We start from the raw sequence: 23,308 nt of genomic DNA, 5'->3' as shown, positions 1-23,308 counted from the left end.
CGGCGGGCAACCCCCCATCTCATAAAAGTTGGTGAGTATCGGGAGACCCGAGGGATTCCGGCGGTTTTCCTGATGCTTTCACCGAGGAGATCCCGTTCGCCGAGATCGAGGGCGCCGATCTCATCGACACCGTGCTCGCTTTCCTATTCGTCGCGGCGACGCTCGCGATGAGCGGGATCGACACGATCGGCGTCGACGATCCCGTCACGTTCTACCTGAGCGACGCGCTGTACTCGCCGTCCGGGACCGAGATCACCTGGGCGTTCGTCTTCACGATGGGCGCGATCGCGATCGCCGCACCGTTCGCACTCGTCGGATTCGACGAGGCGGCTCATCGCGAATCACCGCCTTCGCGATTGGCGTTCTTGTGCGATGGCCGAAACCGTTCAAATTCCAGTACTACGCAATTTACGCCCGTGGGGCCCTCCGTACCAGTCCAATGAATGTGCCCTGTCCGGAGTGTCTGTTTTCTCCGTGCGAGGAGATTTGTCGAGAGGTGATCGAAGAAGGGTTGCAGCGAACGTTCGAGTGCAGCGACTGCGGCCACGTCTGGAACGTCGTCTTCTGAACACCCGGTCTCTCGCGGCGAACCGTACTGCTCACGCCGACCCACCTCTGTTCTCGACTGCGCACCGAACTTGCTCGTCCGTCGCCTGCGCCGCAGGGTGGGCTATGGACGTCCGACTCTCGACGTCGTACAGCCGACTTGCCGAGACGAACAGTCCGTCACGCAGTCGCCTCACCTCCGTGACGGCCAGATGACGTCTCCGGATCGGGAATCCCAACGTCGACGCCAGCAGCGGATCCGCGGCTCAGTCGGCGGTAGCTATCGCAGTCGCTGCAACGATGGGCGCGAACGCGATCGTCACCGAAGACGCGGCGGAACCGATCGGTGACGTGAGCTCCGCAGTGACGGCACGTCGATCGATCGACTGACGACCACGACGCGATCGTCACGCCGACCACCTCGTTTCGGCTACGAATATCGCACGACAGCGACGACCCGGAACCAGTGACTGGTTCGGTTCAGGTTCTGGGGCCGGTGTTTCCGATAGGAAGAATGAAACTCTCGAATGGGTGAAGTCCCGAGTATCGGCCGAATTCGTTTCGGCCACGCTTCGGGTTTTTTGCGCATGGGCCCTGACGGATTCGAACCATCGACCACTCGGTATCCCACACGGACTCACGATCGTGGGCGTGGGACCGCGTTATGAGCCGAGCGCTCTTACCAGACTGAGCTAAGGGCCCGTACGAAATACGAACACGCTGAACGATAATTAACGCTTACTGTCCGCCGATCGCTGCCGGCCTACGCCGTCCCCTCGATCGCGTCCAGTTCTGCGGCGGACAGTTCGGCCTCGGGTTCCTCCCGATCGTGGGATTCGAGTACGTCTTCGCGCTCCTCGGCTGACAGGTCTCGGACGTCCTCGAAGCAGTGGCACATAGCACACGAGACTATCCTCGCAGTGTCAATAAAGACCAGTTCAGGCCAGGCGAACGGTCCGGATGATCGAAACGATAGCCGCCCGGACCGTACCCCGGTCGCCGCGATCGAAAACCGAATCCGTTCGATCGGGCCGTCACTCGGACTGGTAGGCCGACAGGGACTGGTCGGTCGCGTCCTGTTGGTGACGGGTCGCGAGCCCCACGAGGTGAGGCGCCTCGGGGACGATCAGTTCCTCGCAGGCGGTCTCGCAGGCACCCGTGCTCCCGGGCAGGCAGAAGACGGGGGTGTCGACGGCGATGCCGGCCGTCGCACGCGAGGCCATCGCGCGGGTACCGACCTCCTCCCACGAGAGCGATCGGAACAGTTCGCCGAAACCCGGTAGGTCGCGCTCGAACAGCGACGACGTCGCCTCGGGAGAGACGTCGTCGGCCGTCACCCCGGTACCGCCCGTCGTCAGGACGACGTCGACGTCACGACGCGCGACGAGGCTCCGAACGGCCGTGCGGATCGAGGAGTAGTCGTCCCGGACCAGCACGCGCTCCCGGATTTCGTGTCCCTCGGCCTCGAAGCACTCCTGGATGGTGTCGCCGCCCGGATCGTCCGGGTCCTCCGCGGCGGCGCGGGACGTCGAGACGGTGACGATCCCGACGTAGAGCGGATCAATGACGTCGTGGCCGTGGTCGTCTGTACTCCGGCGATCGCTTCGATCCGTTGCCATGGGCGTACGTCGTCGCCGAAGGGCGATAATAGCTCCCCCGGATCGACGCGCTCGCCTCGATGCCGGGGCCGACTCATGGAGCATATCCGCGAGTGAGCCGCCAATCGGGCCTGTCGACTACTTGCTGGTGCCACCGGTCGACCCCGCCGGGTCGAGATCGTAGCGACGACTCGCGGACCACTACGGTTGTTGGAGTTCCTCGAGGCGGTCGTCGAGCAGGTAATCCCCGCACCAGTTGATCCCGATTTGTTGCCCGTTCTTCGGCTCACGGAATCGGAGTTCGATTTTGCCGCTCGCAGCGTCGGAAACCGGCACGAGATAGCGGTTGTCGTTGATCGGATCGTAGACCGCGAAGTACTCCGCGCGGTCGTCGTACCCTCGTCGATCGTAGCCATCCCGGCGCTGTCGCGTGCCGACCGTTTCGAAAGCGACCGTCCCCTCGCTCTTTCGGTACGCCGTCTTGCACTGAATTCGGTGAAAACGGCCACCGACCTCGACCACCATATCGTACGGCTCGTTATCGTATGTCGGAACGAGAACCGGGATATCGCGGAGGACGAACGCCGACTGGACGATCGCTTCCGTCGCCTGTCCACGTTTCTGTGGCTGTTCGAGTTCCTAGTACCGCGTCGTTCGGTCGACCATAGAACGGTTGGCCGCGTAATCAGTTATAAATCGTCGGGGAGGAACCAATCGCTCCTCGCGAAAGGATGGTTTAATAAAAGCGCCGAAGCCAGGACTCGAACCTGGGACAACCTCGTATCTGCGGCGATCAGATGACCTGAATCACCGTAACAGCGAGGTGCTCTACCATCTGAGCTACTTCGGCTCATCTTTTGGTAGTGGGGTGTATTTGATAGGGCTTTCGTTTTCCCCGCCCCGTGCCCGTGTTCGACACACTTTCCCTCGGTGCGCGAGTACCACCCGCCAATGAGTGACGAGAGCGACGGAGACGCCGATCGCGACGACCGGGCGTCTGACGAAGGCGACTTCGAGAGCGTCGTCGCCACGGTGCGCGATCGCATCGACCCCGACGCGGACGAGCGTAGCCAGCTCCGATCGGTCGCCGATCGACTGCTCGAGCGCGCCGAATCCGCGGCGACCGAGCGCTGCCCCGACGCCGACGTCGTTCAGGTCGGCTCGACCGCCCGGAACACGTGGATCAGCGGCGATCGCGACATCGATATCTTCGTGCGGTTCCCGCCGGACCTCGATCGGGCGACCCTCGAACGGTACGGCCTCGCGGTCGGCCACGAGACCCTCCCAGAGGGCCACGAGGAGTACGCCGAACATCCCTACGTGAAAGGGACCGTCGAGGGGTTCGACGTCGACGTCGTCCCCTGTTTCCGGCTCGAGTCGGCGACCGAGATCCGATCGGCCGTCGATCGGACCCCCTTCCACACCCGGTACCTCCAGGAGCGCCTCGACGACGACCTCGCCGACGACGTGCGACTCGCGAAGCAGTTCCTGAAGGGGATCGGCGCGTACGGCAGCGACCTCCGGACCCGGGGCTTTAGCGGCTACCTGACCGAACTGCTCGTCCTCGAGTACGGCGGCTTCCGATCGCTCCTCGAAGCGGCAGCCGACTGGCAGCCGCCGGTGGAACTCGATCCCGAAGAACACGGCCGGGCGCGCGAGACGGCATCGCCGTCCTCCGCATCCCGAGACGACGACGCCGACCTCCCGTTCGACGATCCGCTCGTCGTCATCGATCCGACCGATCCCGAGCGCAACGTCGCGGCGGTCTGCGCGGCGGAGAACGTCGCCCGGTTCCAGCACTACGCTCGCGAATTCCTCGCCGAGCCGCAAATCGAGCACTTCGAGCCCGACACGCCAGAACCGATCGACGCCACCGACCTCCGCGAGCACGTCGACCGCCGGGGAACCAGGCCGGTCGCGATCCGGTTCGACGCCCCCGACCTCGTCGAGGATCAGCTCTATCCGCAGCTCCGCAAGTCACTCACCGGCGTCACCGACGGCCTCGACGATCGCGGCTTCGACGTCTTCCGCGCGGCGGCGTTCGCCGACGAGACGGCCGTCCTCTTCGTCGAACTCGCCGTCGCCGAACGCCCCGCCGTCGAGCGCCACAGCGGACCGCCGGTCCACGTTCGCGAGCACGCCGAAGGGTTCTACGAGGCCTACGCCGACGATCCGGACGCCTACGGCCCGTTCGTCGAATCCGATCGGTACGTCACGGAGCGACCCCGCGAGTTCACCACTGCCCGGGCGTTCCTCGAGAGCGATCGGCTCTTCGACGTCGGCCTCGGGGCCCACGTCGAGACGGCGCTCGAGGACGAGTACGACGTGCTGATCGGCGACGCGGTAACGGAACTCTTGCCCGAGTTCGGGGCGGATCTCGCGGCCTACTTCGATCCGGACCCCTGACGGCCGCTCGATCGATCGGACGGCCGACCGTCGCGGCCGCTAGTCGAAGTCCGCGTCGAGGTCGTGTTCCTCGACGACCGCCTCGATCACCTCTTCGGCCTTCTCGCTCACGTCGGCCCCGGGTTCGATCGGCTCCCGACCGTCGAACGTCTCGTGGACGATGGCCACGCTGTCCGCGAGCACGTCCAGCCCGTAGCCGCCCTCGAGGACGAACGCGAACGCGGCGTCGGTCTCGTCGGCGAGCGTGCGGAGGCGATCGGTCAGCAGGGCGTAGGCCTCGGTCGTGAGGCGAATTCTCGAGATCGGGTCGTGGCGGTGGGCGTCGAACCCCGCACTGACGAGCAGGAGGTCGGGATCGTAGTCCGTGAGTGCGTCGTGGATCGGGCCCTCGAACGCGGCGAGGTACTCGACGTCGTCGGTGCCGGCCGGCATCGGGAGGTTCATCGTCGTCCCCGCACCGTCGCCCTCGCCCGTCTCGTCGACGGCACCGGTGCCGGGATACAGCCCCTGTTCGTGTACCGAGACGAAGAAAACGTCGTCCCTGTCGTAGAAGATGTCCTGCGTCCCGTTGCCGTGGTGGACGTCCCAGTCGACGATCGCGACTCGCTCGACGTCGTAGTCGTCGTGGTCGAGCGCGTACTGGGCGGCGACCGCGACGTTGTTGACGAAGCAAAAGCCCATCGCGTCGTCTTCGACCGCGTGATGTCCCGGCGGTCGTCCGATCGAGAACGGCGTCTCCCGACCGGTCGCCCCGTCGAGCGCCTCCTCGGCGGCCCAACAGGCGAGTCCGGCGCTCTTGCGGGCCGCGTCCCAAGTCTCCTCGACGGCGGTCGTGTCGGGATCCCAGTTGCCGCCGCCCTCGGCGCAGAACTCGCGAACCGACTCCAGGTAGTCGCGATCGTGGATGGTTGCCAGCCGATCGATGTCACAGGAGTCGCTGTCGACGTACTCGACGCCGTGTTTCCGCTTCAGCCGTTCGCGGATCGCGCGGAGCCGGTCCGGCGTCTCGGGGTGGCGCGAGCCGGGATCGTGTGCGAGACAGAGCTCGCTGTAGCCAAAGCGCATCTCACTCGAACAGCGAGAAGTACGTCTCGATGTCGGCCTCGGTGATCGTTCGCCGGTCGGCGTGGTGGGCGAGAATCGTCGCCGCGCGGGCGACGTTGTCCGCGTAGTCCTCGAGGATGTCCGCGAGCGCGACGCGGGCGTCCATCGAGACGCGGTACCGATCGTCGATCTCGAGCCGTGCGATCCGGTCGACGGGCGCGACTGGTAACTCGAGGTCGTCCTTGTCGACGACCTGTTCGACCCCGAAGTCCTCGGCCATCAGCGTCTTGCGCCCGTCCGCGGTCGCTCGCTCGGCGGCCTCGATGGCGAGCTCGCTCCCGTGTTCCTGGATCCGCGTTGCGAGTTCCTTCGACGCGTCGGCACTCACCCGAAGATCGCCCGCGTTCCGCCGGATGATCGTATCCACCGGGGCGAACGGGAGTTCGACGTTCATACAAAGATACGCGAAGGTGACTCCCTTAACGCTTTTCCTAATCGCTCAATCGGCGTGCTCGCGGCCTCAGAACACGTCGCTCGCCTCGAGACGACCGTCGCGGACGACCCCTCGGGCGGTTACCTCCTCGCCGAGCCCGACGTTCGCGTCGGTTGCCACGCTCATCGTCGTTTCGCCGTCGTCGAGCACGACCGGGTCACCGGCCTGAACGACCACGCCGGTGAACTCGATCTCCTCGCCGTCCACGGGGACGTCCGCGTCGGTCGCGCCGTCGTCCGCCGACGACGGTCCAGCGTCCGTCCCCGCACCACCTGCGTCATCGACGGTCGTCGAGTCCGACGCGTCCCCGCCGTCGTCCGCGAAGGCCGAGAGACCGCTGTTCGCGTCGTTCCCGCCGTTCGCGTCGCCCGACTCGCCGTCGCCCGAGTCGGAGTCCAGGACGGTGACCGTCGACTGCCACCCCGCGGAGGCCTCGAGGTCGTCCTGCCAGCCGTCCTGGATCTCGACGTCCGCCAGTGCGACCTCGTCGCCCGGCCCGATGTCGAGGTCCGCCTTCCCGCCCCAGAGCGCGACGCGGATGTCGCCCGTCGCGTCCTGTACGCGGATATTCCGGACCTGCCCCTCGGAGCCGTCGTCGCGATCGAACGTGCGCTTCGGATCGGCCGACCGGACGACGCCCGCGATGTCGACCGTCTGGCCGATCTCGAGATCGTCGATCGGCGTGCTCTCGGGGACGTACTCGACGTCTTCGTCGACTTCCTCGATCGCGCCGCGGTTCCCGACGTGGAGTTCGAGCGAGCCGTCGCGCTCGCGCACGTAGCCGTCGACGACCTCGACGGTCGTTCCGGTCGCGAGTTCTTCGGCCTGGTCGGCCTGCTCGTCCCAGAGCGTGACGCGTACGCGACCGGTCGAGTCGCCGAGCGTGAGATTCGAGACTTTTCCCTCCGAGCCGTCGTCGCGCTCGAACGTGCGCACGGAGTCGGTATCCAGGACGAGTCCGACGAGGTTGACGTTCGAGAGGCCGAGCGAGAGGTCCTCGGCGGTGTGGGTGTCCGCGACCTGGACGTCGATTTCGGTGTCCGGGTCCGGTTCGACGTCGTCGACGCTGACCTCGACGCCGCTGTAGCCGTCCTTGGGCCGTCCCTTGATCCGCAGAACGTCGCCCTCTTCGAGTTCTTCCGTGGCGGCCTCGGCGTGCTCGTCCCAGAAGGCCGCGCGGACCGAACCGGTTTCGTCGGCGACCTCGACGTTGACGACGCGCCCGTCCTCGTCCTCGCCGTCGCGTTCGAACGTCCGGACCTCACCGATGCTCGTCACCTTGGCGACGAACTTGGCCTCCTCCATACCGGGTTCGACGTCGGCGACGCCGCCGACGTCGCTCTCGCCGAGTTCGTGAGCGACGAGCATCGCCGCCGTCTCCTCGTCCGCGAGTCCCCCCATCTGCTCGACTTTCGCCTCGACGGCCTCGCGAAACTCCTCGAGAGAGACGTCGGCCTCGAGATCCTCGTAAACACCCTCGATGTCGCTCATTCTATGCTCGTGCATGCGTAGCCCGCGCATAAGCGTTGTCCATTCGGTGTCCCGACGGATCACCGCGCTCGACGCGTACAGCGGAGGGATGGATCGAATCGACCGGTATCGGCCTCGCGGATACGGCGCTTCCAGGCCGCCCCTCGACGGGGCTCCAGAGGAGGATCATGCCCCCTCTTGGCATCCCTCTGTACATAAACCTCCGCGCGGCCACCGCGTGCCGTCACGGCCCCAGCCGAGGGGCCCGTCGGTGCGCCCACTGCGCGGACGAACGCTCCCGGATACGGAGGGCCGAAGGGACGAAAGGCGAATTTATTTTCACGCGAATGAGTTGCGTACGACCGTTCACGTTACCCTCGCTCCGCAGCCAGTGATCACGACGGTGCGGACCACGGAGTGATCTCCCTGTGAGACGGGTCGACGCGAGGTCGATCGCGATCGCCCGGAAACTCGAGGACCTGCTCCGCGCTCGCTACCGGGGCTGGAACGGGGCGCATTCGTCGGGGAAACGAACCTCGAGTGATCGATCCGATCGACACCCTCACCGAGTCCGCGGGTCGTTACCCACCGACCGCAGATCAGATTGCGCGTGTATCAGGTCTCTTCGTCCGCTCCCGTGAATCTTCGTCCGTCCCCGTGACGCTCGATTCGCCCGCGACGCTCGTCGCTGCGCCGATCTCCGTCTCCACCACGACGTCCTCCTCGCCGGCGGTCGTGGCGTGGCGCACCGTGATCCGCTCCGGGACGCCTCCCTCGAACTCGATCGTCGCCGCGTACTCGATCCGCGCGAGACACTCCTGGCAGACGTCGACGGCCTCGCTCACGACGTCGACGGTCACCGAAACGGTACCGTCGGTCGCGAACTCGACCGCGGACAGCACCGCCTCGTGGCACGGGTTCGGTGCTTCGATGCATCCGGTGATTTCGACCCGATCGCGCTCCGCGTCGACGGTGGCCTCGCTGTCGACTTCCTCGCCCGACGCGCAGGTCGCGGCCGTGGTTTCGATCGATTTCGATGCGATCGACGGCGACGTGGAATCGTCACCGGCGGTCTCGTCGTCCGCCCCGTCAGAATCAGTGCCGCGATCGGAATCGCTGTCGCCGTCGTCGAGACAGCCAGCACCGACCCCCGTAATCGTGACCGCCCCGATGCCCACACGCCGGAGGAGGATCCGTCGTCGCATACCCCGGGTTGGACCCGTATCGGGATATTCGTTCGTGGCCTCCACTGCCGCGAGCGGATCCGATCGTCAGTGTCTCACACGATCGAATTCGCGGGCAGCGGTCGGGCTGCTTTCGAAAGGGCTTTAATGTCCACGCGGTTACGAAGAGATGAGTCCTGATAGGGTAGTGGACTATCCTCTTGGCTTGCGGAGCCAGGGACCGGAGTTCAAATCTCCGTCAGGACGCTCACTTATCGCGGACGCTTCACATTGCTCAGCGCCCGCTTTTGCGTTCGGTCCTGACGTGCCTCACGCTCGCCACGCTCGCGTGAGACTCCGTCAGGACGTTTCTGGCGCGATAAACCCACGGGAACCGCGTAGCGGTGCGAGTATCCGTCGCGTCAAAACGGACTCAGGAGAGTTGAGCAGGGAAGGACGGGTCTCGCCCCAGAAGTTTTGACTGAATCCCCGATCACAAAACTCATCTCGAGACGTCAACGATTCGTACCAAATGCCCTCCAGGCGAAAACTTCTCCTCGGCATCGGTGCCACGAGCACCGCGGCAGTCGCCGGCTGTCTCGGCAGTCGTACCGACGAGCCGGGAACCGACGACGACTACGGGTGGACGACCGTCGGTGCCGACCTCCGGAACTCGAGAACCATCTCCGACGGCGCGGCACCGCGAGACGATCCGGACGTCGAGTGGCGGGTCGACCTCGAGTCCGGCATGGCGACCGGCGAACCGATCGTGACCGACGACACCGTCCTCGTGAACACGGGACGCGACGTCGTCGCGTTCGACAGGGAGACCAGAGAGCGACGCTGGTCGATCGACCCCGAGAACGACGTCTACTCCTACGGCGGTTCACCGACGGTGTTCGACGGCACGGCCTACGTCCCCGAACGTCGGGTGCTGGCGGCTCGAGACCTCGAGACGGGCGAAGACGACTGGACGTTCGAACTCGAGCGGATCATCAGCGAGAGTTCCCTCACGGTAACGGACACGGACGACGGTCGGGTGTACGTGGCTGGCGGCAACGCCGTCCACGCGCTCGACGCGGAGAGCGGCAAGGAACTGTGGGAACAGGAATTGCTCGGGATCGCACAGTACGCGATCGCGAAGTACGCCGACTGGCTGTTCGTCGCGACCGGGGGCGGCGAACTGTACCGAATCAACCGGTGGGAGGGTCGAGTCGAGTGGCGACGGACGATCGAGGCGGGCATCTCGAGTGCGCCGATCGTCCTCACTTCCGACGACCGCCGGGTCGGACACGGCGTCGCAGTCGCGGGCGGTGACGGCTCGGTCATCTACTTCGATATCAGTGGCAAACGCGAGTGGCGGACGGAGCTCCGCGCGTTCGGAAACGACGGGCTCGCGATCGGCCACCGGACCGTCCTCGCTCGGTCGGGTTCAACGCTGTACGCGCTCGACGCGAACGACGGGGGCAATCTCTGGCGTGCCGATATCGGACGCAGTTCCCGAAACCCGCCGATCGTCGTCGGCGACACGGTGTACGTCGGCGGGGATCGACTCCGGGCGTTCGACGTCGGTGGCGGATACGGCATTCGCTCGCTCCGGGTCGGTGGCCAGCGATTCGAGCGCGAGGAGACGGGCGACGTCGACTACGTCACCGCGGCCGACGGGAAGCTGTTCGTGACGACGGACGTCGGCCGGTTCGAGGGCGACGACACCGCGGAGTTGCTCGTTCTCTCGTAGGGTGCCGGAAAGTGCCTGCACGGGGCCTACTCGCCTCGAGGAACCAGTCGAACAGTCAGGACGAGTAGAGGGCGAGACCGACGTGGTCGAGGATCGTTGCGACTATTCGAACCTCGGGGTCGGCTGTGTGCCACGGATCGTGGCCGACTTCGAGTGACTCGAGCGTCGCCACTCGCGTACTGAGAACGGGTGAGAGGAGTAAGCCCCCTTCTGTTCGTCCCGGCATTCGGCTGAGCGTCCGCGCCGTCCGCGGCGAGGCCGCGGGGCGTTCGGGCTACCACGGCACGGACTTGCACCGGTGAGGGTTCGCCGTTCCATCGCTCCTCGGCCGTCTCTCCGTAGCCGACCGTGACAAACACGGTCCGTGGCGTCGAACCACGATGCTCGACTACGGGCTCTCTGCGGGTCAACTCCCCTTCCTCGCGGTCGGGTTCGCGCGCGTCATCGATCGGGCCGAGACGTGTCGTTTCTGTTCCAGAGCCAGCGGTCTCCCGCTCCGGACTTGCGTCCGGTCACCTGCCCGAACAGGTGGGGGGACTTTCCTCGCGAGCGTGGCGCATCTCGGAGAGATGGGCCACGTTAGTGCGTTGCGCGTCCCGGAGGGACGGGCAACGGTAGGGTGATCGCGCCGTTGCCGGCGCGATCATCGCGGCAGCCGGGCTCTCTCTCCCACCGATCGTAGGGGCGTGACCCGAATAAGTCCCCCGATCGTACGGGACGGTGCCTCCGCGTCGGCGTGGACTCCCCTCGCGGTCGGCCGCGGCCGTCACAGCGGCCGGCGAAATCCGGCGCTCCGTTCCGTGCTGGACGGCCGCGTCGTCCCGCCGCATAGCGGAGTGATCGCGGGGGTCTCGGGCGCGGCGAAACCGGCCGGGATATGGTGCCCGTGAGAAGTCGCGTTGGTCGGCGATCGGGTCCGACGACCCTGACGCGGACCCTCTAGGGCCGCTCCTGCATCCAGTTCACGGGGCGATTAACGGCGAATTAATTCCCCGAACAGCGTCGTGGTCCGATCGCGAAGCGAATGGAAGCGTTTTAGGACGACTATTCCCATGTGTACCTGTATGTCCCAGCGACAGGGCGTCGACCTCTCCTTCGAGGACGGCGCGCGCGCCGTCGAGCTTGCGCGCGAGTCCGTCGAATCCTACGTAGAACACGGGCAACGAGAACAACCGGGCAGCATGCGCGAAGCCTTCTACGAGCGCACCGGTGCGTTCGTGCGCCTCGAATCGACCCGCGGCCGCGGCAGCCTGCGCGGCTGCGCCGGCGGCTATCGATCGGGTGAACAGCTCGGACACGTGATCGTCGACGCGGCGATCGAGGCCGCGAGCGGGGATTCGTGTGGCTCGGAAGTCAGTCCCTCGGAGCTCCCGAACCTCACCGTCTCCGTCTGTGCGGTCAGGAACGTCGTCCTGACGGACGATCCGCTGGCGGACCTCGACCTCGGCACCCACGGGGTCGCCGTCGACGGCGGCGGCAAGAGCGGCTGGCTCTACCCGACCGTCCCGGTCGAGAACGGCTGGAGCGCCCGCGAATACCTCGATCGAACCTGCCGAAAGGCGGGCCTCCCGCCGTCCGCCTGGCAGGACGACGACGTGGTCGTCACGCTGTTCGAAGGACAGGTGTTCCGCGAGCGCGAACCCGACGGGAGCGTCGAGCAGGTCTAGCGGCGCTGTTTTCGGCCTTCAGTATCGATACCGGTCCCGATCGGAAGACGGGAGTCTCGCGGCACCGCCTCCGACGACCCTATCGCATTTCGACGGCACACGGATCGGCGGCGACCCGCCGCTCCACCTGCAGGAGTGGGTCGCCGTGCCCGTTGCTGTGCTGGATCGCGATCCCGCTGGCGATCGGCTACTGGCGGTTCGAGGGAACGGACCCGAACTGATTACTCGACCGGGGCTTCGCCGCCGGTCTCACCCGCGAGTTTCGCGTCGAGAAAGACGTCGAGTGCCTCGAACAGCAACAGCAGGCTGAGCCAGAGTGCGACGACGAACGCGACCGCCAGTGCGACGAACGGGTCCAGGAACAGCGCGCTCGTGAGGGCGAACCCGACGAACGTTGTCCCCACGACCGCCGCGACGATCCTGAAAACCAGCCAGGTCGCGAGTCGAACGGACGAGTCGGTCGAGTTCGGACGAAAAGCGGGCATACTCGACCGTCTCGGGTTCGAGACGTGTTTCTTTCGATTCGATCCGCCACGTATCAACTACCCGCCGAACCCGACCGCCTCGGCGTCGGCCAGACACCGATCGCTCGCCTCGTCGAGGTCGAACTCGCGGACGACCTCGCCGTCCCGAACGAGCGGTTCGAGGAGCGATTCGCCGTCCTCGGGCCCCTCCTGATCGGCCAGGGCGACGTGATGGCCGCCGTCGGGGGTGCGGTAGACCTCTTTCACGCCGGAGAGTTTGCCGCGCTTCGAGATCGGTTCGCCCTCGATTTCGACGATGTCGAGGCTGAAGTCGATCGGGTCGCGATCGGTGACGTGGCCGCCGACGCCGAAGCCGTCGGCCACGTCCCGCAAGTTGCGGAGCTGTTCGGGGCCGAGTCCGCCGCTGCAGAAGATGTCGACGTCCTCGTGGCCGCGGGCGTCGAGTTCCCAGCGCACCTCGCGGATGATGTGCCGGAAGTCGCCGCGGCGCGAACTCGTGGTGTCGATGCGGACGCCGTCCAGATCGTCGCCAAGCGTCTCGGCGGCCAGCAAGCTCTCGCTGACCTCGTCCCAGAACGTGTCGACCAGCGCGATCCGCGGGGTCTCCTCGGGAACGGCCTCGTCGAACGCCCGCCACGCGTCGGCCTGGTTCCCCTCGCCGAAGCAGAACATGAGCGCGTGCGGCATCGTCCCGCCCGGGTCGCGATCGAGAATCTCGCCCGCCGCGACGTGCGAGAAGCCGTCCAGTCCGGCGAGCAGTGCGGCGCGTTCGACGATCGAGGAGATCGACGGGTGGACGTGGCGGGCACCGAACGAGAGCACGAGCGAGTCGGGCGCGGCCAGGCGGGCCTCGAGCGCCGCGGTCGCGAAGCCGCTGGGCTGGGACAGCAGTCCGAGCAGCGACGTCTCGAGTTCGGCGAACCCGAGGTACGGCCCCTCGATCCGCATCACGGGGCCGCCGTCGAACAGTTGCCCGTCGGGCAGGGCGTCGATATCGACGTCCCGGCCCTCGAAGAGGGTGGCGACGTCCTCGACCCCGGTCAGGACCTGGAACGCGCCGGTCGGGAACTGGTCAGCGGTCACCTCCGCGACGACGTGGGGGTTCGTCCCCGCGTGTTCGAGCGTCGATCGGGTGCGCTCGAAGTAGGCGTCCGTCGCAGTCCCCTCGAGAATAGCGTCTGGCGTGACGGTTCCGAACGGATTCGACATACCGGCGGTTTCCGACCGGAGGCAAAAAAGCTACCCGTCTGCCGCGGCGGACACCGGCGATTCGGCACCCCGAACTGGGCGGCGATCGACGACGCCCCGGTCCCTACGCGCCGATCGCGGACGGCGCAGTCGCCGATCTACTGCTGGCCGTCGCGGGCGCGATCGACGCCGTCGTCGCGCCGATCTCCGCGCGGGTCTCGTTCGACGCGGTGCCGTCGGCGTGGATCTCGTCGAGTTCGGGGACGGTCGGTGCGCCGACGATCGTGACCCGCTCGCCCGTGACGGTCGCGCGGTAGGCACCGGCGAAGGGGTCGCCGTCGTCGATCCGGTAGACGCCGTCGTCGACCTGCCTGGCACCGTTGGCCGCGAGCAGGTCGCGGTAGGCGTCGGCGAACGCCTCGGCGTCCGCCTCGCTCTCCCACGCCAGCGACCAGACGTGGCCAGTCCGATCGTTCCCGTCCGCGTAGACGCGGAACGTGTCGCCCGTCCACCCGTCGGTCGCGGGCGCGGAGTAGTTGTACGGCGACAGGGCGGTCGCCCCCGCGGTGAGCGACGAGCGATCGACGACCCCGTTGGCCCACAGCGTCGCGAACAGGGTCGCCTCGCCGATCGTGTCCGCCTCGATCTCGCCGTCCTCGTCCGTCACGGGGTCCCAGTCGCCGCTCGATCGGTCCTCGATCGCCACGTCGGCCGGTTCGACGTCCGGATAGGTCTCGGGGGAGAGCAACTGGCTCGTGCTCGCCGGTCGCGCGTCGTGGGCGCGATCGACCCGGTCCCAGCCGCCGGTTTCGTGGAGGTGGGCGACGAACGGCGGTCCTTCGGAGTACGGCGCGTAGATCGAGAGGAAGAGGCCGAGGTTGAACGAACGGGGCTCGGACGAGGCTCGCTCGCGGTCGGCCAGACACTGCCACTCCTCGCCGCAGCGCTCGTCGTACAGGTGCGGCACGTAGTTCGCCTCGCCCTCGATCAGGCCGAGTTCCGCCCGGCGTTCGTCGACGGTCTCGCCCGACCGTTCGAGTCCGAAGTGCTGATCCTGTAGCGCGTGGACGAGTTCGTGGACCAGCGTCCGCCGATCGATCCGGATCTCGTCCGGGTCGTCGGTGACGATCACGATCCGATCGTTCACGTAGTAGCCCTGGACGGAATCGCCGTAGAGGTCGTCGAGCGCGTCGTGGACGTCGGTCTCGCCGTCGACGACGAACGCACCGCGCCAGAGTTCGTTGTCGAACTGCGAGGCCGGTTCGCTTCCCTCGCGTTGCTCGCGGTACTCGTCCCTGCCGATCACCTCGAGTTCGACGTCGCGGTCGAACCTGAGCCCGCGGACGACCTCGATCCGGGCCATCGACCGGTACTTGACCGCCTCGAGCTGGCGCTCGGTGAGCGCCTCGTTCCCGTCGAACGCGAAGGTGTCGTCGTGGGCGTACCCCCTGACGTGGCCGAGTTCCCGGTTAGGATCGAACTGCTGTGGCGTGCCGGGCAGCGTACACCCCGACAGGGTGACGAGTGCGACGATCGCGAAGAGTCTGGCCCGACCCATCGACTGGAGCTTCGAACGGCGAACTATAAGTCCGCCGGTTACCGACGTCGACCGTGCCGGACCGTCAGGGCGCCGAGCACCAGCGACACGACGGCGACCGAGACGCCGAAGCCGGGGATCGTGTCGCTCTCGGCGCTGGCCTCGGCGGTCCCGTCGTCGCCGTCGGTCTCGAGTCGGTCGTCGCCCTCGGGTGCGGCACCCTGCTCCACCTCGTCGAGCGCGTCGACCGACGGCGCGTGGACGATCGTCACCGTCGCGCCGTCTTTCTCGAGGTAGTAGGCACCGGAGAAGTCGTCCTCGATCTCGTAGGTGTCCCGTCTGTCGTCGACGGCGTCGGCCCCGTTGATGTCGAGCAACTGCAGGTAGCCGTCGACGAACTGCTGGGCGTCCTCGTCCGACTGCCACTCGGTCCGCCAGACGTAGCCGGCGGCGGCGGCCGCGGCGACCGGATCGTCGGTCTCGTCCGCGCTGTCGACGTACGTCACCAGTTCGTCGCCGGCCCAGCCGTCGGTGTAGGGCTGGTCGTAGTGAATCTCCTCGCGATCGCCCAGACTCGATCCGATGAACTCCTCCATCGAAACGACCGATGGCCGGTTTCGGTCGAGCGCACCGTCGGCGAACATCGAGGCCATCCCGGCCTCGCCGACGGTTTCGGTGGCCGGTTCGCCGTCGATCTCGAGTTGCGTCCAGTCCTCGCTCGACTGGTCAGCGACGTCGATATCGGCGGGTTCGCGTTCCTCACCGGGGTGGATCACCTCGGCCGTGCTGGCCGGCGGCTCGTCGTAAGCGTCGTCGACTGCGTCCCAGCCGCCCCGGTCGCGCAGGTGGTCGATGTAGTCGGGACCGTCGGCGTACGGCAGATAGATTGTGAAGTAGAGGCCCCAGTTGACTTCCTCGGGGACTTCGCGCGTCCCGCCGGCGGGCAGCACGCACTCCCACTCGGTGCCACATCGCTGGTCGTACGCCCGCTCGACGGCGACGGCGTCACCCTCGATGAGGCCGTTCTCGGCATTGCTCCCGTCGATCGTCTCCCGATCGTAGCTCGTCAGGTCGAAGTGCTGGTCCTGCAGGGCGTGGACCAGTTCGTGTCCGAGAATCACTTCGTTCAGTTCGGGTTCGTCGGGGGTGTTCGAGACGATGACGATCCGGTCGGTCCGTGGCTCGTAGTAGCCCTCGACCGCGCCACCGTACAGCGTCTTCGCTTCGTCGACCGCGTTCGTCTCGCTGTCGACCATGAACAGCGCCTCGTAATTGACGTTCTCCTGCAGGCGTTCGGTCGGACCGAGATCGACGAAGAGACCGTCCTGTTCGGCCTGGTACTCCGAGCGGGACTGGATCTCGACCGAGACTTCCTCCTCGAACGTCCGCTCCCGGATCACCTCGACGCGAGCCATCGCCCGGTAGACGACCGCATCGAGTTCGTCGTCCTCGACCGTGGCACCCTCGCGGTCGTCGACGGGCAACTCGTCGTCGTACCAGTAGCCCTCGACGTAGCCGATCGTGTCCTCGGTCGAGGGATCGTCGTCGCGTTCCTGGATCGACGTCGCCGCGGCCCGATCGATCGGCGCGGTCGCGCCGGCGCTCCCGGTGCGGTCGTCGACGGCGGTCACCGACGACGGCGCGGTATCGATCCCGGCAGCAGTCGCCACCGACGGCGAGCCACCACTCCCGGCCGCCGACAGCGGAACGGCACACAGTGACAGCACGACCAGGGCGACGAGCAGCGGGACACGCGTCGATCTCATGAACGGTGGATGGTGGCAATACGGAAGCGACCGCAAAAAGGGCCCCGATCGGACTACCGGACGGAGAGGGCTACACCGGACGGGGATGGCTGCGGTGAGACGATCGATTTCGGCGACCGTCCGGCGACCGCGAATCCTCGCCGTCGTCGGGAAACCAGCGCCCCGGTCGTCTCGCGGGCGCGAACGTTTTTGGGGTCGTGTTCGTAGCATCACACATGCACCTCGAGCCAGACACCACCGCGGTCGTCGTGGTCGACATGCAGAACGGATTCTGTCACCCCGACGGCTCGCTGTACGCACCGGGCAGCGAGGCAGTCATCGAACCGATCGCGACGCTCGTCGATCGAGCCCGCGAGGCCGGCATCCGGATCGTCTTCACGCGGGACGTCCACCCGCCCGACCAGTTCGAGGACACCCACTACTACGACGAGTTCGATCGCTGGGGCGAGCACGTCGTCGAGGGCTCCTGGGAGGCCGAAATCGTCGACGAACTGCCGGTCGAGGAGGGAGACCACGTTATCGAGAAACACACCTACGACGCCTTCCAGAAGACGGAGTTCGAGGGGTGGCTGAACGCCCGCGGCATCAAAGACCTCGTGTTCACCGGGACCCTCGCGAACGTCTGCGTCCTGCACTCCGCCGGCAGCGCGGGGCTGCGGGACTTCCGGCCGCTCCTGGTCGAAGACTGCATCGGCGCGATCGAGGACGAGCACCACGAGTACGCGCTCGAACACGCCGACTTCCTGTTCGGCGAGGTCGTCCGGAGCGACGACCTGACGTTCGGGTCCGAGACGGAGTGATCGGCCACGGTCGCTCGATCGCCGACTCGACAGTCGAGTACGACCGCCGATTCGACACCGCGATCGAAGCCGATCGGCGCCGCCACGGCCAGAACCGATCGGCGCCACGATCGCGAACTGCGACAGTTTTCACGGTCGACTCCTAACGACCCGGTATGGCAGGATTCCAACCGAGTCGTCCGACGACGATTCGACCGCGCCAGCCCGGTCCGGGTCGCGACGCGACGGCGGGTCACGACGTGACGAAAGCGCACGGGGACGCCACGAGCGACGAGGGAGCCCACGAATGAACCCCCGGCGACTCCGATCGGTGTACGTCTTCGGGATCGGGCTGAACGCGATCGCGCTGGTGTACGCGGTGCTGGACGGGGCGTACCTGTTCGCGGTCACGTTCGGCTTCATCATGGTGTACCTGGGGCTGCGGCTCCGAATGCTCTCGAACCGCTGAAACGAGGGACGCGGGTGTGAGGACCCGACGAGGCCCGCGCGACGGACCGATAAAGAGCGTGTACCCGTTCAGGCGTGGCGCTATCCGCCGCGAGACGAACGATCACCCGATGCTCGAGTCGGTCCCCGCGTACGTCGAGTTCGCCATCTACTGTTACTTCGGCCTCGTCGCGGCGATCGGTCTCTCCGTCCACGTCCGACTCTGGCACCGCTACCGTCGCGCGGAGTACGCCGACGACGGCGCGACCGAGACGGCGGCGGACGACGGCACAGTGTGAAACGACGCGGACCGCGGTCCCCCGTACCCGAGGCGCGCCCGACGGCCACGCCAGTCCCCGCGTCCGATCACAGCAGGTCGTCCCAGCCCCGGATCTCGCCGTCGTGGACGGTGACGAACGCCTCGGCGTCGCCCCGATCGGCGAACGGAACGATCGCGTCGCCCATGGCCCCCTCGACGCCGCTGTCGACGACGTAGTCGAGGGTCGTCGCGTCCGCGAACGCGCCGACCTCGACGTGACTCGAGATGTAGATCACGCCGTCCCGTTTCGTGAGGGCGTACTCGACGCTCGAGTAGTCGGTGACGAACGCGTCGCGAAGCTCCCAGCCGCGGGCGACGCGCTCGGCGTGGAACGTGAGCAGTTCGCCGACGCTGTCGAATCGGGCCGGCCCGTCGCGGTCCTCGGGCTTCCCGTCGGCGTAGAAGAGTTGTCCCGCGGGCCCGTAGTGGTCCGCGATCGTCATCCCGCAGACGTCACACGACTGGCCGTCGGTCAGGGCGATCGGCCCGGCGGGCGACTCGTGGCCTCCGTCGTCGGCTCCGAGACAGCCCACCAGTCCAGCTGCGGCGACGGCCCCGGTGCCGGTCAGTACGCGACGACGCGAGTAGCGTGCGTTCCCGGCCCCTTCGCCGGAGTGGCCGGGAGCGCAGTCGTGCGTGCGATCGCGTCGGGTCATAGTCGTCGCCTCCGGACCGCGATCGTCGCGAGTGCGGTCGGAACCACGATCCAGGCGAGCAGTGCCGCGACGAGCACGCCCGTCGAGAGGCCGGACGACGCGATCACGGCGGCGAAGCCGGCCTCTCCGCCGGCACCGAGTGCGCCGAGGACGAGCGCCCGGAAGACCGCGGTGGGGTTTGCCACCACCATCGCCGAGACCGCCGTCTCCGAGAGACCGAACGCGGCGACCAGGCCGAGCCCGAGCAGGTCGTGAACGAGGACGAACCACGCCCACGCCAGCAGGGCGATCCCGAGCGCGTGGGTCTTCTCGCGAGCGATCGTCGACAGCAGGACGCCGATCGCGAGGACGGCCAGCCCGAGTCCGACGGTCCCGAGCAGGAAGCCGACGTAGGCGTCGAAGCCGGCGAGACCGTACTCGAGCAGGAGGAACCCGCCGGCGACGCCGAACCCGACGATCGTCGCGCTCGCGAGCACGGTCGCCCGCCCGAGGAGCGTCCCGAGGACGACCCACGATCGCGAGACTGGCAGCGCGAACAGCGTCTGGAGCCAGCCGCTCTCCTCCCGGCCGACCACGGCGTCGTAGCTGAACGCGAACGCGACCAGCGGCACGAGGTAGACAGCGAGCACGGCGAGGCTCGCGACGACTCGCTCGAACCCCTGAGGACTCACCGCGGAGCCGCTGAAGGTCGTCAACCCGAGCGCGAACGCGGCGAAGATCGCGGTGAGCGCGATCGCCCACCGGCTCCGGATCGCCAGCCGATACTCCGTCTCGGCGACGACGAACAGTTGCCGGTACCAGCGCCCGGACTCGGCGGCGAGACCGGTCGCGATCGCAGCCTCGGTCCCGGTTTCGGCCTCGTAGCCGCCGTCGGGCGTCGGTTCGGACGACGCGCTGTCGTCGCCGTCGATCCGGGTCGGGTCGCCAGTCACGCCCCCACCTCCCCGGCCGCCGCTGACCGGTCCTCGGCGATCGCCTCGTGGAACGCCGTTTCCAGGCCCGGTTCGCGGACTTCGAACCGATCGACGAGATCGGAGTCGATCCCGGCGACGAGATCGAACGCGGCCTCGCGGTCGCAACCGACCTCGATCGCGTCGCCCGCGTCGGTGACGTCGCCGCGACCCTGGACGACCGCGAGCAGCGCCGCCCGATCGTCGGCGGGGTGGAACGTGACGGTCACCCGATCGGCCGCGGTTCGGAGGTCGTCGATGGGACCGGCGGCGCGTAGCTGGCCGTCCTGCAGGATGGCGACCTCGTCGCAGAGCCGCTCGACTTCGCTCAGCACGTGCGAGGAGAGGACGACCGTGGCGTCGGTCCCCTCGTCGATGCGCTCGACGATGCGGTGAAACGCCGCCACGCCGCGCGGATCCAGCCCGGCAGTCGGCTCGTCGAGGACGAGCACGGGCGGCCGCGAGAGCAGGACCGACGCGAGGCCGAGGCGTCGCCCCATCCCGTTCGAGTAGCCGGAGACGGGACGGTCGGCGGCGTCCGCCAGTCCGACGAGGTCGAGACACTCCGCGATCCGATCGTCGCGGCCCGAGAGGCCGCGGATGCGGGCGTGGACCGAGAGCACCTCTCGGCCGGTCATCGACGCCGGGAAGCCGCTGTGCTCGGGTAGGAAGCCGACGCGTTCGCGGACGCGGTGGCCCGCCCGCTCGACGTCGAGGCCGCCGACCTCGATCCGGCCCTCGTCGGGCCGGTCGTGGCCGACCAGCAGTTCGAACAGCGTCGTCTTTCCCGCCCCGTTCGTCCCGAGGACGCCGAACGTCGACCCGGAGGGCACCTCGAAGGAGGGGCCGTCGAGGGCGACGACGTCGCCGTATCGCTTGTAGACGTCAGTGATCGTGATGTTCATAGTAGGACCTCCAGTCCTCGTGTGCTGGCTCGGCCAGCGGTCGCTGGTCGACGATGCCCGGCGTCTCGACGATCGGGAACGAACTCTCGGCCAGTCGAACGGCGTCGAACGCCGGACTCTCGGCGAAGACGGCCGCTTGCGGGTTGTCGTGGACCACCCGTTCGACGGTTCCGGCGGGCTGGTGACGGGCTTCGCTCGTCCCGTCGCCGTCGAGGTCGACGGCGCGGGCGTCCGACCAGTAGTTGCCCCGATCGGTGTCGTTCCAGCTGACCTGCGAGTTCGTCTCCGCGAACGCGGCGTCGTCGTTCCCGATGAAGCTGTTGCCCGTCACGAGTTCGCCGCTGCTGCCGGCCGTGACGTGCACCCCCACGTCGTTCTCGAGGACGAGGTTGTCCGCCATGCGGTTGTGCTGGGCGTTGTAGACGTACAGGCCGTTGTCGTTCCCGACGACGTCGTTCCCGACGATCTCGCTGTTCTCGACGTCCTTGACGAGGATGCCGTGGCCGCTCGAGCCGTCGTTGTTCACCGCGGTGTTGTTCCGCAGCGAGAGTTCCTGGGAGACCATCAGCGCGAACCCGACGTCGTTGTCGAACGCGACGTTGTCCGCCAGCAGGTTGTCGTTCGAGTACATGTAGTGGACGCCGTACCGCAGGTCCCACATGACGTTACCCTCCGCGACGACGCCCTCCGCCCACTGGTAGTAGATCCCGTCGCGGACGGTCGTGACGTAGTTGTCCCTGATCTCCGCGTCGGTGGTCTCCCAGAGGTGAATGCCGTTGCCGCGCTCGGGGGTCGTGACGTCCTCGCGGCCGGCGACGATGCTGTGCTCGACGGTCACGTCGTCGACCGCGCCGATCCAGACGCCGAAGTCGACCTCCGTCAGGCGAAGCGCCGACAGCGTGACGTTCGAGCCGTTGACGAGGACGCCGCTGTCGTCGTCGGTCTGGTCGGATCCGGAGTTGCGTATCCAGACGCCCTCGATCGTCACGTCGTCGGCGCGGACGTCGACGACGGTGCCCTCGCCGCCGCCGTCGATCACCGCGCCGTCTCGGTCGACGGCCGCGATCGAGACGTTCGGCGTCTCGACGGTCACGCGCTCGTCGAACCGACCCTCGAGGCGCACCGCGTCCCCGGGTTCGGCGGCGTCGATCGCCGCCTGCAGCGAGTCGTACTCTCGATCGCCGACGGTCGCGGTGCCGTCTCCGCCGGGTACGGGGACGTCGTGGACGGCCGGCACGTCCGCGCTCCAGTCGTCGACGCTCCGATCGTCGGCCGATTCGTCGGTCGCGGCGACGGCTGCACCCGCGAGCGACCCGACGAGCATCACCGCGGCGACGATGGCGAACCAGGATTCGGTCACGTGGACTCACCCTCCGTGGTCGAGCGAGCGGGGTCGGTCGCGTTCGACTCGCGGTCGGTACCCGATCGGCCGCTCGAACCGGACCGATCGCGCCACCGGCGGATCCGGGCGCGGAGGCGATCGACGCCGGCCCGGAGGAGCGCCGGGACGTCCCGGATCGTCGCCCCGGAGTCCCGGGAGCGGAACGCGACGACCAGCAGGCCGACGGCGACGACCGTCGCGTACCCGCCGGGACCGAACCAGGCGTTGCCGCTGATGTTAGCTACCTCGTAGGTCCCGAGGACCGGCGGAGTGAACCCCTCGACCCCGGACAGCGGCGCGTCCGGATCGAGCGAGTGGCCGGCCTGATAGAGCCGGTACTGGACGATCGCGAGCATCGCGCCGAAGATCGCGATCGTCCCGGCGACCAAGGCGGTCAGGCCGCGTCGCAGCGTTCGGCCCGCCGGCAGGAGCGCGACGACGGCGCTGGCCGCGGCGAGACCGACGAACACCACGGGGCCGAGCACCCACTCGGGGACGGCGACGGCCTTCTCGTGAACGTCGTAGTTCGGGTCGACGTACACCGGATCGGGGTAGTAGAACCCGACGTACTTGTTGAGGGCGTGTACCTCCCCGAAGTCGCCACCCAGTCGCGGGTACGCGTAGAGTTCCACGACCAGCGGGTCCATGTATTGTGGCGCCGTGAGGACGATCCGCCACACCGGCATCGTCAGCGCGAGCAGGAACAGCCCGGCCGCTGTCAGCGGGAGGAGGCGCCTGAGTTCGGTCAGCCGTGCGAGGCGGGACATCGT

24 protein-coding genes, 3 tRNA genes, 1 other RNA gene and 1 pseudogene are annotated in these 23,308 nt (G+C 67.5%); 9 read left to right on the top strand and 20 right to left on the bottom strand.

The window, feature by feature from the left end; all coding sequences use genetic code 11:
* Positions 1-131 precede the first annotated feature (131 nt).
* A complete protein-coding gene (locus tag MUG98_RS23070; protein ID WP_265109748.1) occupies positions 132-443 on the top strand; it encodes a DUF8023 family protein in 312 nt (103 codons plus the stop codon).
* Between the two features lie 283 nt (positions 444-726).
* Here the strand turns inward: MUG98_RS23070 and MUG98_RS23065 are convergent, their stop codons facing one another.
* The 6 genes and pseudogenes from MUG98_RS23065 to MUG98_RS23040 all read right to left on the bottom strand — a co-directional run bounded on the left by MUG98_RS23065 (position 727) and on the right by MUG98_RS23040 (position 2,994).
* Positions 727-966 carry a DUF7563 family protein gene (locus MUG98_RS23065; RefSeq protein ID WP_265109747.1) on the bottom strand — a complete coding sequence of 80 codons (240 nt, stop codon included), beginning with the start codon at positions 964-966 and terminating at the stop codon, positions 727-729.
* Between the two features lie 168 nt (positions 967-1,134).
* Positions 1,135-1,248, bottom strand: a tRNA-Ile gene (locus MUG98_RS23060).
* Between the two features lie 61 nt (positions 1,249-1,309).
* The gene (locus MUG98_RS23055; protein ID WP_265109746.1) at positions 1,310-1,444 is read right to left on the bottom strand and encodes a hypothetical protein; all 135 of its coding nucleotides are present in this window, start codon (positions 1,442-1,444) and stop codon (positions 1,310-1,312) included.
* Between the two features lie 136 nt (positions 1,445-1,580).
* Positions 1,581-2,165 (bottom strand): MogA/MoaB family molybdenum cofactor biosynthesis protein, encoded by a 585-nt coding sequence (locus MUG98_RS23050; protein WP_265109745.1) that lies wholly within the window; start codon positions 2,163-2,165, stop codon positions 1,581-1,583.
* 180 nt (positions 2,166-2,345) lie between these two features.
* A pseudogene (locus MUG98_RS23045) lies at positions 2,346-2,810 on the bottom strand (group I intron-associated PD-(D/E)XK endonuclease).
* Positions 2,811-2,890: 80 nt separating this feature from the next.
* A tRNA-Asn gene (locus MUG98_RS23040) sits at positions 2,891-2,994 on the bottom strand.
* Positions 2,995-3,095: 101 nt separating this feature from the next.
* Between MUG98_RS23040 and cca the strand changes: the two genes are divergently transcribed.
* Positions 3,096-4,550, top strand: a complete 1,455-nt coding sequence (gene cca, locus MUG98_RS23035; RefSeq protein WP_265109744.1) for a CCA tRNA nucleotidyltransferase — start codon at positions 3,096-3,098, stop codon at positions 4,548-4,550.
* Between the two features lie 39 nt (positions 4,551-4,589).
* On the opposite strand, the gene MUG98_RS23030 is transcribed toward cca, so the two are convergent.
* From MUG98_RS23030 to MUG98_RS23015, 4 genes are all read right to left on the bottom strand, one after another.
* Complete coding sequence (locus MUG98_RS23030; RefSeq protein ID WP_265109743.1) at positions 4,590-5,615, bottom strand: histone deacetylase family protein; 1,026 nt, start codon at positions 5,613-5,615, stop codon at positions 4,590-4,592.
* A gap of 1 nt (position 5,616) precedes the next feature.
* Entirely contained in the window at positions 5,617-6,048 is a 432-nt protein-coding gene (locus MUG98_RS23025; RefSeq protein ID WP_265109742.1) for a histone, read from the bottom strand.
* Positions 6,049-6,114: 66 nt separating this feature from the next.
* Complete coding sequence (locus tag MUG98_RS23020; RefSeq protein WP_265109741.1) at positions 6,115-7,578, bottom strand: single-stranded DNA binding protein; 1,464 nt, start codon at positions 7,576-7,578, stop codon at positions 6,115-6,117.
* 578 nt (positions 7,579-8,156) lie between these two features.
* Entirely contained in the window at positions 8,157-8,762 is a 606-nt protein-coding gene (locus MUG98_RS23015) for a hypothetical protein (protein ID WP_265109740.1), read from the bottom strand.
* A gap of 152 nt (positions 8,763-8,914) precedes the next feature.
* Here MUG98_RS23015 and MUG98_RS23010 point away from each other — a divergent pair.
* Both MUG98_RS23010 and MUG98_RS23005 read left to right on the top strand, forming a co-directional pair.
* Positions 8,915-8,987: transfer RNA gene (locus MUG98_RS23010), tRNA-Arg, on the top strand.
* 265 nt (positions 8,988-9,252) lie between these two features.
* Positions 9,253-10,458: an outer membrane protein assembly factor BamB family protein gene (locus MUG98_RS23005; RefSeq protein ID WP_265109739.1), complete on the top strand. Its 1,206-nt coding sequence runs from the start codon at positions 9,253-9,255 to the stop codon at positions 10,456-10,458.
* Between the two features lie 191 nt (positions 10,459-10,649).
* Here MUG98_RS23005 and rnpB read toward each other — a convergent pair.
* Positions 10,650-11,021, bottom strand: an RNA gene (gene rnpB, locus MUG98_RS23000) — RNase P RNA component.
* A gap of 501 nt (positions 11,022-11,522) precedes the next feature.
* Between rnpB and MUG98_RS22995 the strand changes: the two genes are divergently transcribed.
* Entirely contained in the window at positions 11,523-12,125 is a 603-nt protein-coding gene (locus MUG98_RS22995; protein ID WP_265109738.1) for a TIGR00296 family protein, read from the top strand.
* A 221-nt stretch (positions 12,126-12,346) separates the two neighbouring features.
* Here the strand turns inward: MUG98_RS22995 and MUG98_RS22990 are convergent, their stop codons facing one another.
* The 4 genes from MUG98_RS22990 to MUG98_RS22975 form a co-directional block, all read right to left on the bottom strand.
* On the bottom strand, positions 12,347-12,610 hold the full coding sequence (locus MUG98_RS22990; RefSeq protein ID WP_265109737.1) for a hypothetical protein: 264 nt from the start codon (positions 12,608-12,610) through the stop codon (positions 12,347-12,349).
* Between the two features lie 57 nt (positions 12,611-12,667).
* The gene (locus MUG98_RS22985) at positions 12,668-13,819 is read right to left on the bottom strand and encodes a nicotinate phosphoribosyltransferase (protein ID WP_265109736.1); all 1,152 of its coding nucleotides are present in this window, start codon (positions 13,817-13,819) and stop codon (positions 12,668-12,670) included.
* A 103-nt stretch (positions 13,820-13,922) separates the two neighbouring features.
* Positions 13,923-15,356, bottom strand: coding sequence for an Hvo_1808 family surface protein (locus MUG98_RS22980; RefSeq protein WP_265109735.1), 1,434 nt, complete (start codon positions 15,354-15,356; stop codon positions 13,923-13,925).
* A 38-nt stretch (positions 15,357-15,394) separates the two neighbouring features.
* On the bottom strand, positions 15,395-17,101 hold the full coding sequence (locus tag MUG98_RS22975; protein WP_265109734.1) for an Hvo_1808 family surface protein: 1,707 nt from the start codon (positions 17,099-17,101) through the stop codon (positions 15,395-15,397).
* A 215-nt stretch (positions 17,102-17,316) separates the two neighbouring features.
* Here MUG98_RS22975 and MUG98_RS22970 point away from each other — a divergent pair, with 215 nt between their 5' ends.
* From MUG98_RS22970 to MUG98_RS22955, 4 genes are all read left to right on the top strand, one after another.
* A complete protein-coding gene (locus MUG98_RS22970; protein ID WP_265109733.1) occupies positions 17,317-17,901 on the top strand; it encodes a cysteine hydrolase family protein in 585 nt (194 codons plus the stop codon).
* Positions 17,902-18,056: 155 nt separating this feature from the next.
* Complete coding sequence (locus MUG98_RS22965) at positions 18,057-18,191, top strand: hypothetical protein (protein WP_265109732.1); 135 nt, start codon at positions 18,057-18,059, stop codon at positions 18,189-18,191.
* Positions 18,188-18,349 carry a hypothetical protein gene (locus MUG98_RS22960; protein WP_265109731.1) on the top strand — a complete coding sequence of 54 codons (162 nt, stop codon included), beginning with the start codon at positions 18,188-18,190 and terminating at the stop codon, positions 18,347-18,349. The genes MUG98_RS22965 and MUG98_RS22960 overlap by 4 nt, the downstream gene beginning before the upstream one ends.
* A gap of 16 nt (positions 18,350-18,365) precedes the next feature.
* On the top strand, positions 18,366-18,626 hold the full coding sequence (locus MUG98_RS22955; RefSeq protein ID WP_265112567.1) for a hypothetical protein: 261 nt from the start codon (positions 18,366-18,368) through the stop codon (positions 18,624-18,626).
* A 67-nt stretch (positions 18,627-18,693) separates the two neighbouring features.
* Here the strand turns inward: MUG98_RS22955 and MUG98_RS22950 are convergent, their stop codons facing one another.
* From MUG98_RS22950 to MUG98_RS22930, 5 genes are read right to left on the bottom strand one after another with little or no spacing between them, the layout of a single operon-like run.
* Positions 18,694-19,302, bottom strand: a complete 609-nt coding sequence (locus tag MUG98_RS22950) for a nitrous oxide reductase accessory protein NosL (protein WP_265109730.1) — start codon at positions 19,300-19,302, stop codon at positions 18,694-18,696.
* Entirely contained in the window at positions 19,299-20,234 is a 936-nt protein-coding gene (locus MUG98_RS22945) for an ABC transporter permease (RefSeq protein WP_265109729.1), read from the bottom strand. The genes MUG98_RS22950 and MUG98_RS22945 overlap by 4 nt, the downstream gene beginning before the upstream one ends.
* Complete coding sequence (locus MUG98_RS22940) at positions 20,231-21,157, bottom strand: ABC transporter ATP-binding protein (RefSeq protein ID WP_265109728.1); 927 nt, start codon at positions 21,155-21,157, stop codon at positions 20,231-20,233. Before MUG98_RS22940 ends, MUG98_RS22945 begins: the two co-directional genes overlap by 4 nt.
* Positions 21,138-22,517 (bottom strand): nitrous oxide reductase family maturation protein NosD, encoded by a 1,380-nt coding sequence (nosD, locus tag MUG98_RS22935; RefSeq protein WP_265109727.1) that lies wholly within the window; start codon positions 22,515-22,517, stop codon positions 21,138-21,140. Before nosD ends, MUG98_RS22940 begins: the two co-directional genes overlap by 20 nt.
* Positions 22,514-23,305, bottom strand: coding sequence for a hypothetical protein (locus MUG98_RS22930; RefSeq protein ID WP_265109726.1), 792 nt, complete (start codon positions 23,303-23,305; stop codon positions 22,514-22,516). Before MUG98_RS22930 ends, nosD begins: the two co-directional genes overlap by 4 nt.
* Positions 23,306-23,308: the final 3 nt, after the last annotated feature.

Source organism: Halosolutus halophilus (assembly GCF_022869805.1).
Classification (GTDB): Archaea; Halobacteriota; Halobacteria; order Halobacteriales; family Natrialbaceae; genus Halosolutus; species Halosolutus halophilus.
The sequence above is the reverse complement of the archived record's forward strand: the minus strand, read 5'-3'. Positions and strand labels throughout refer to the sequence as shown.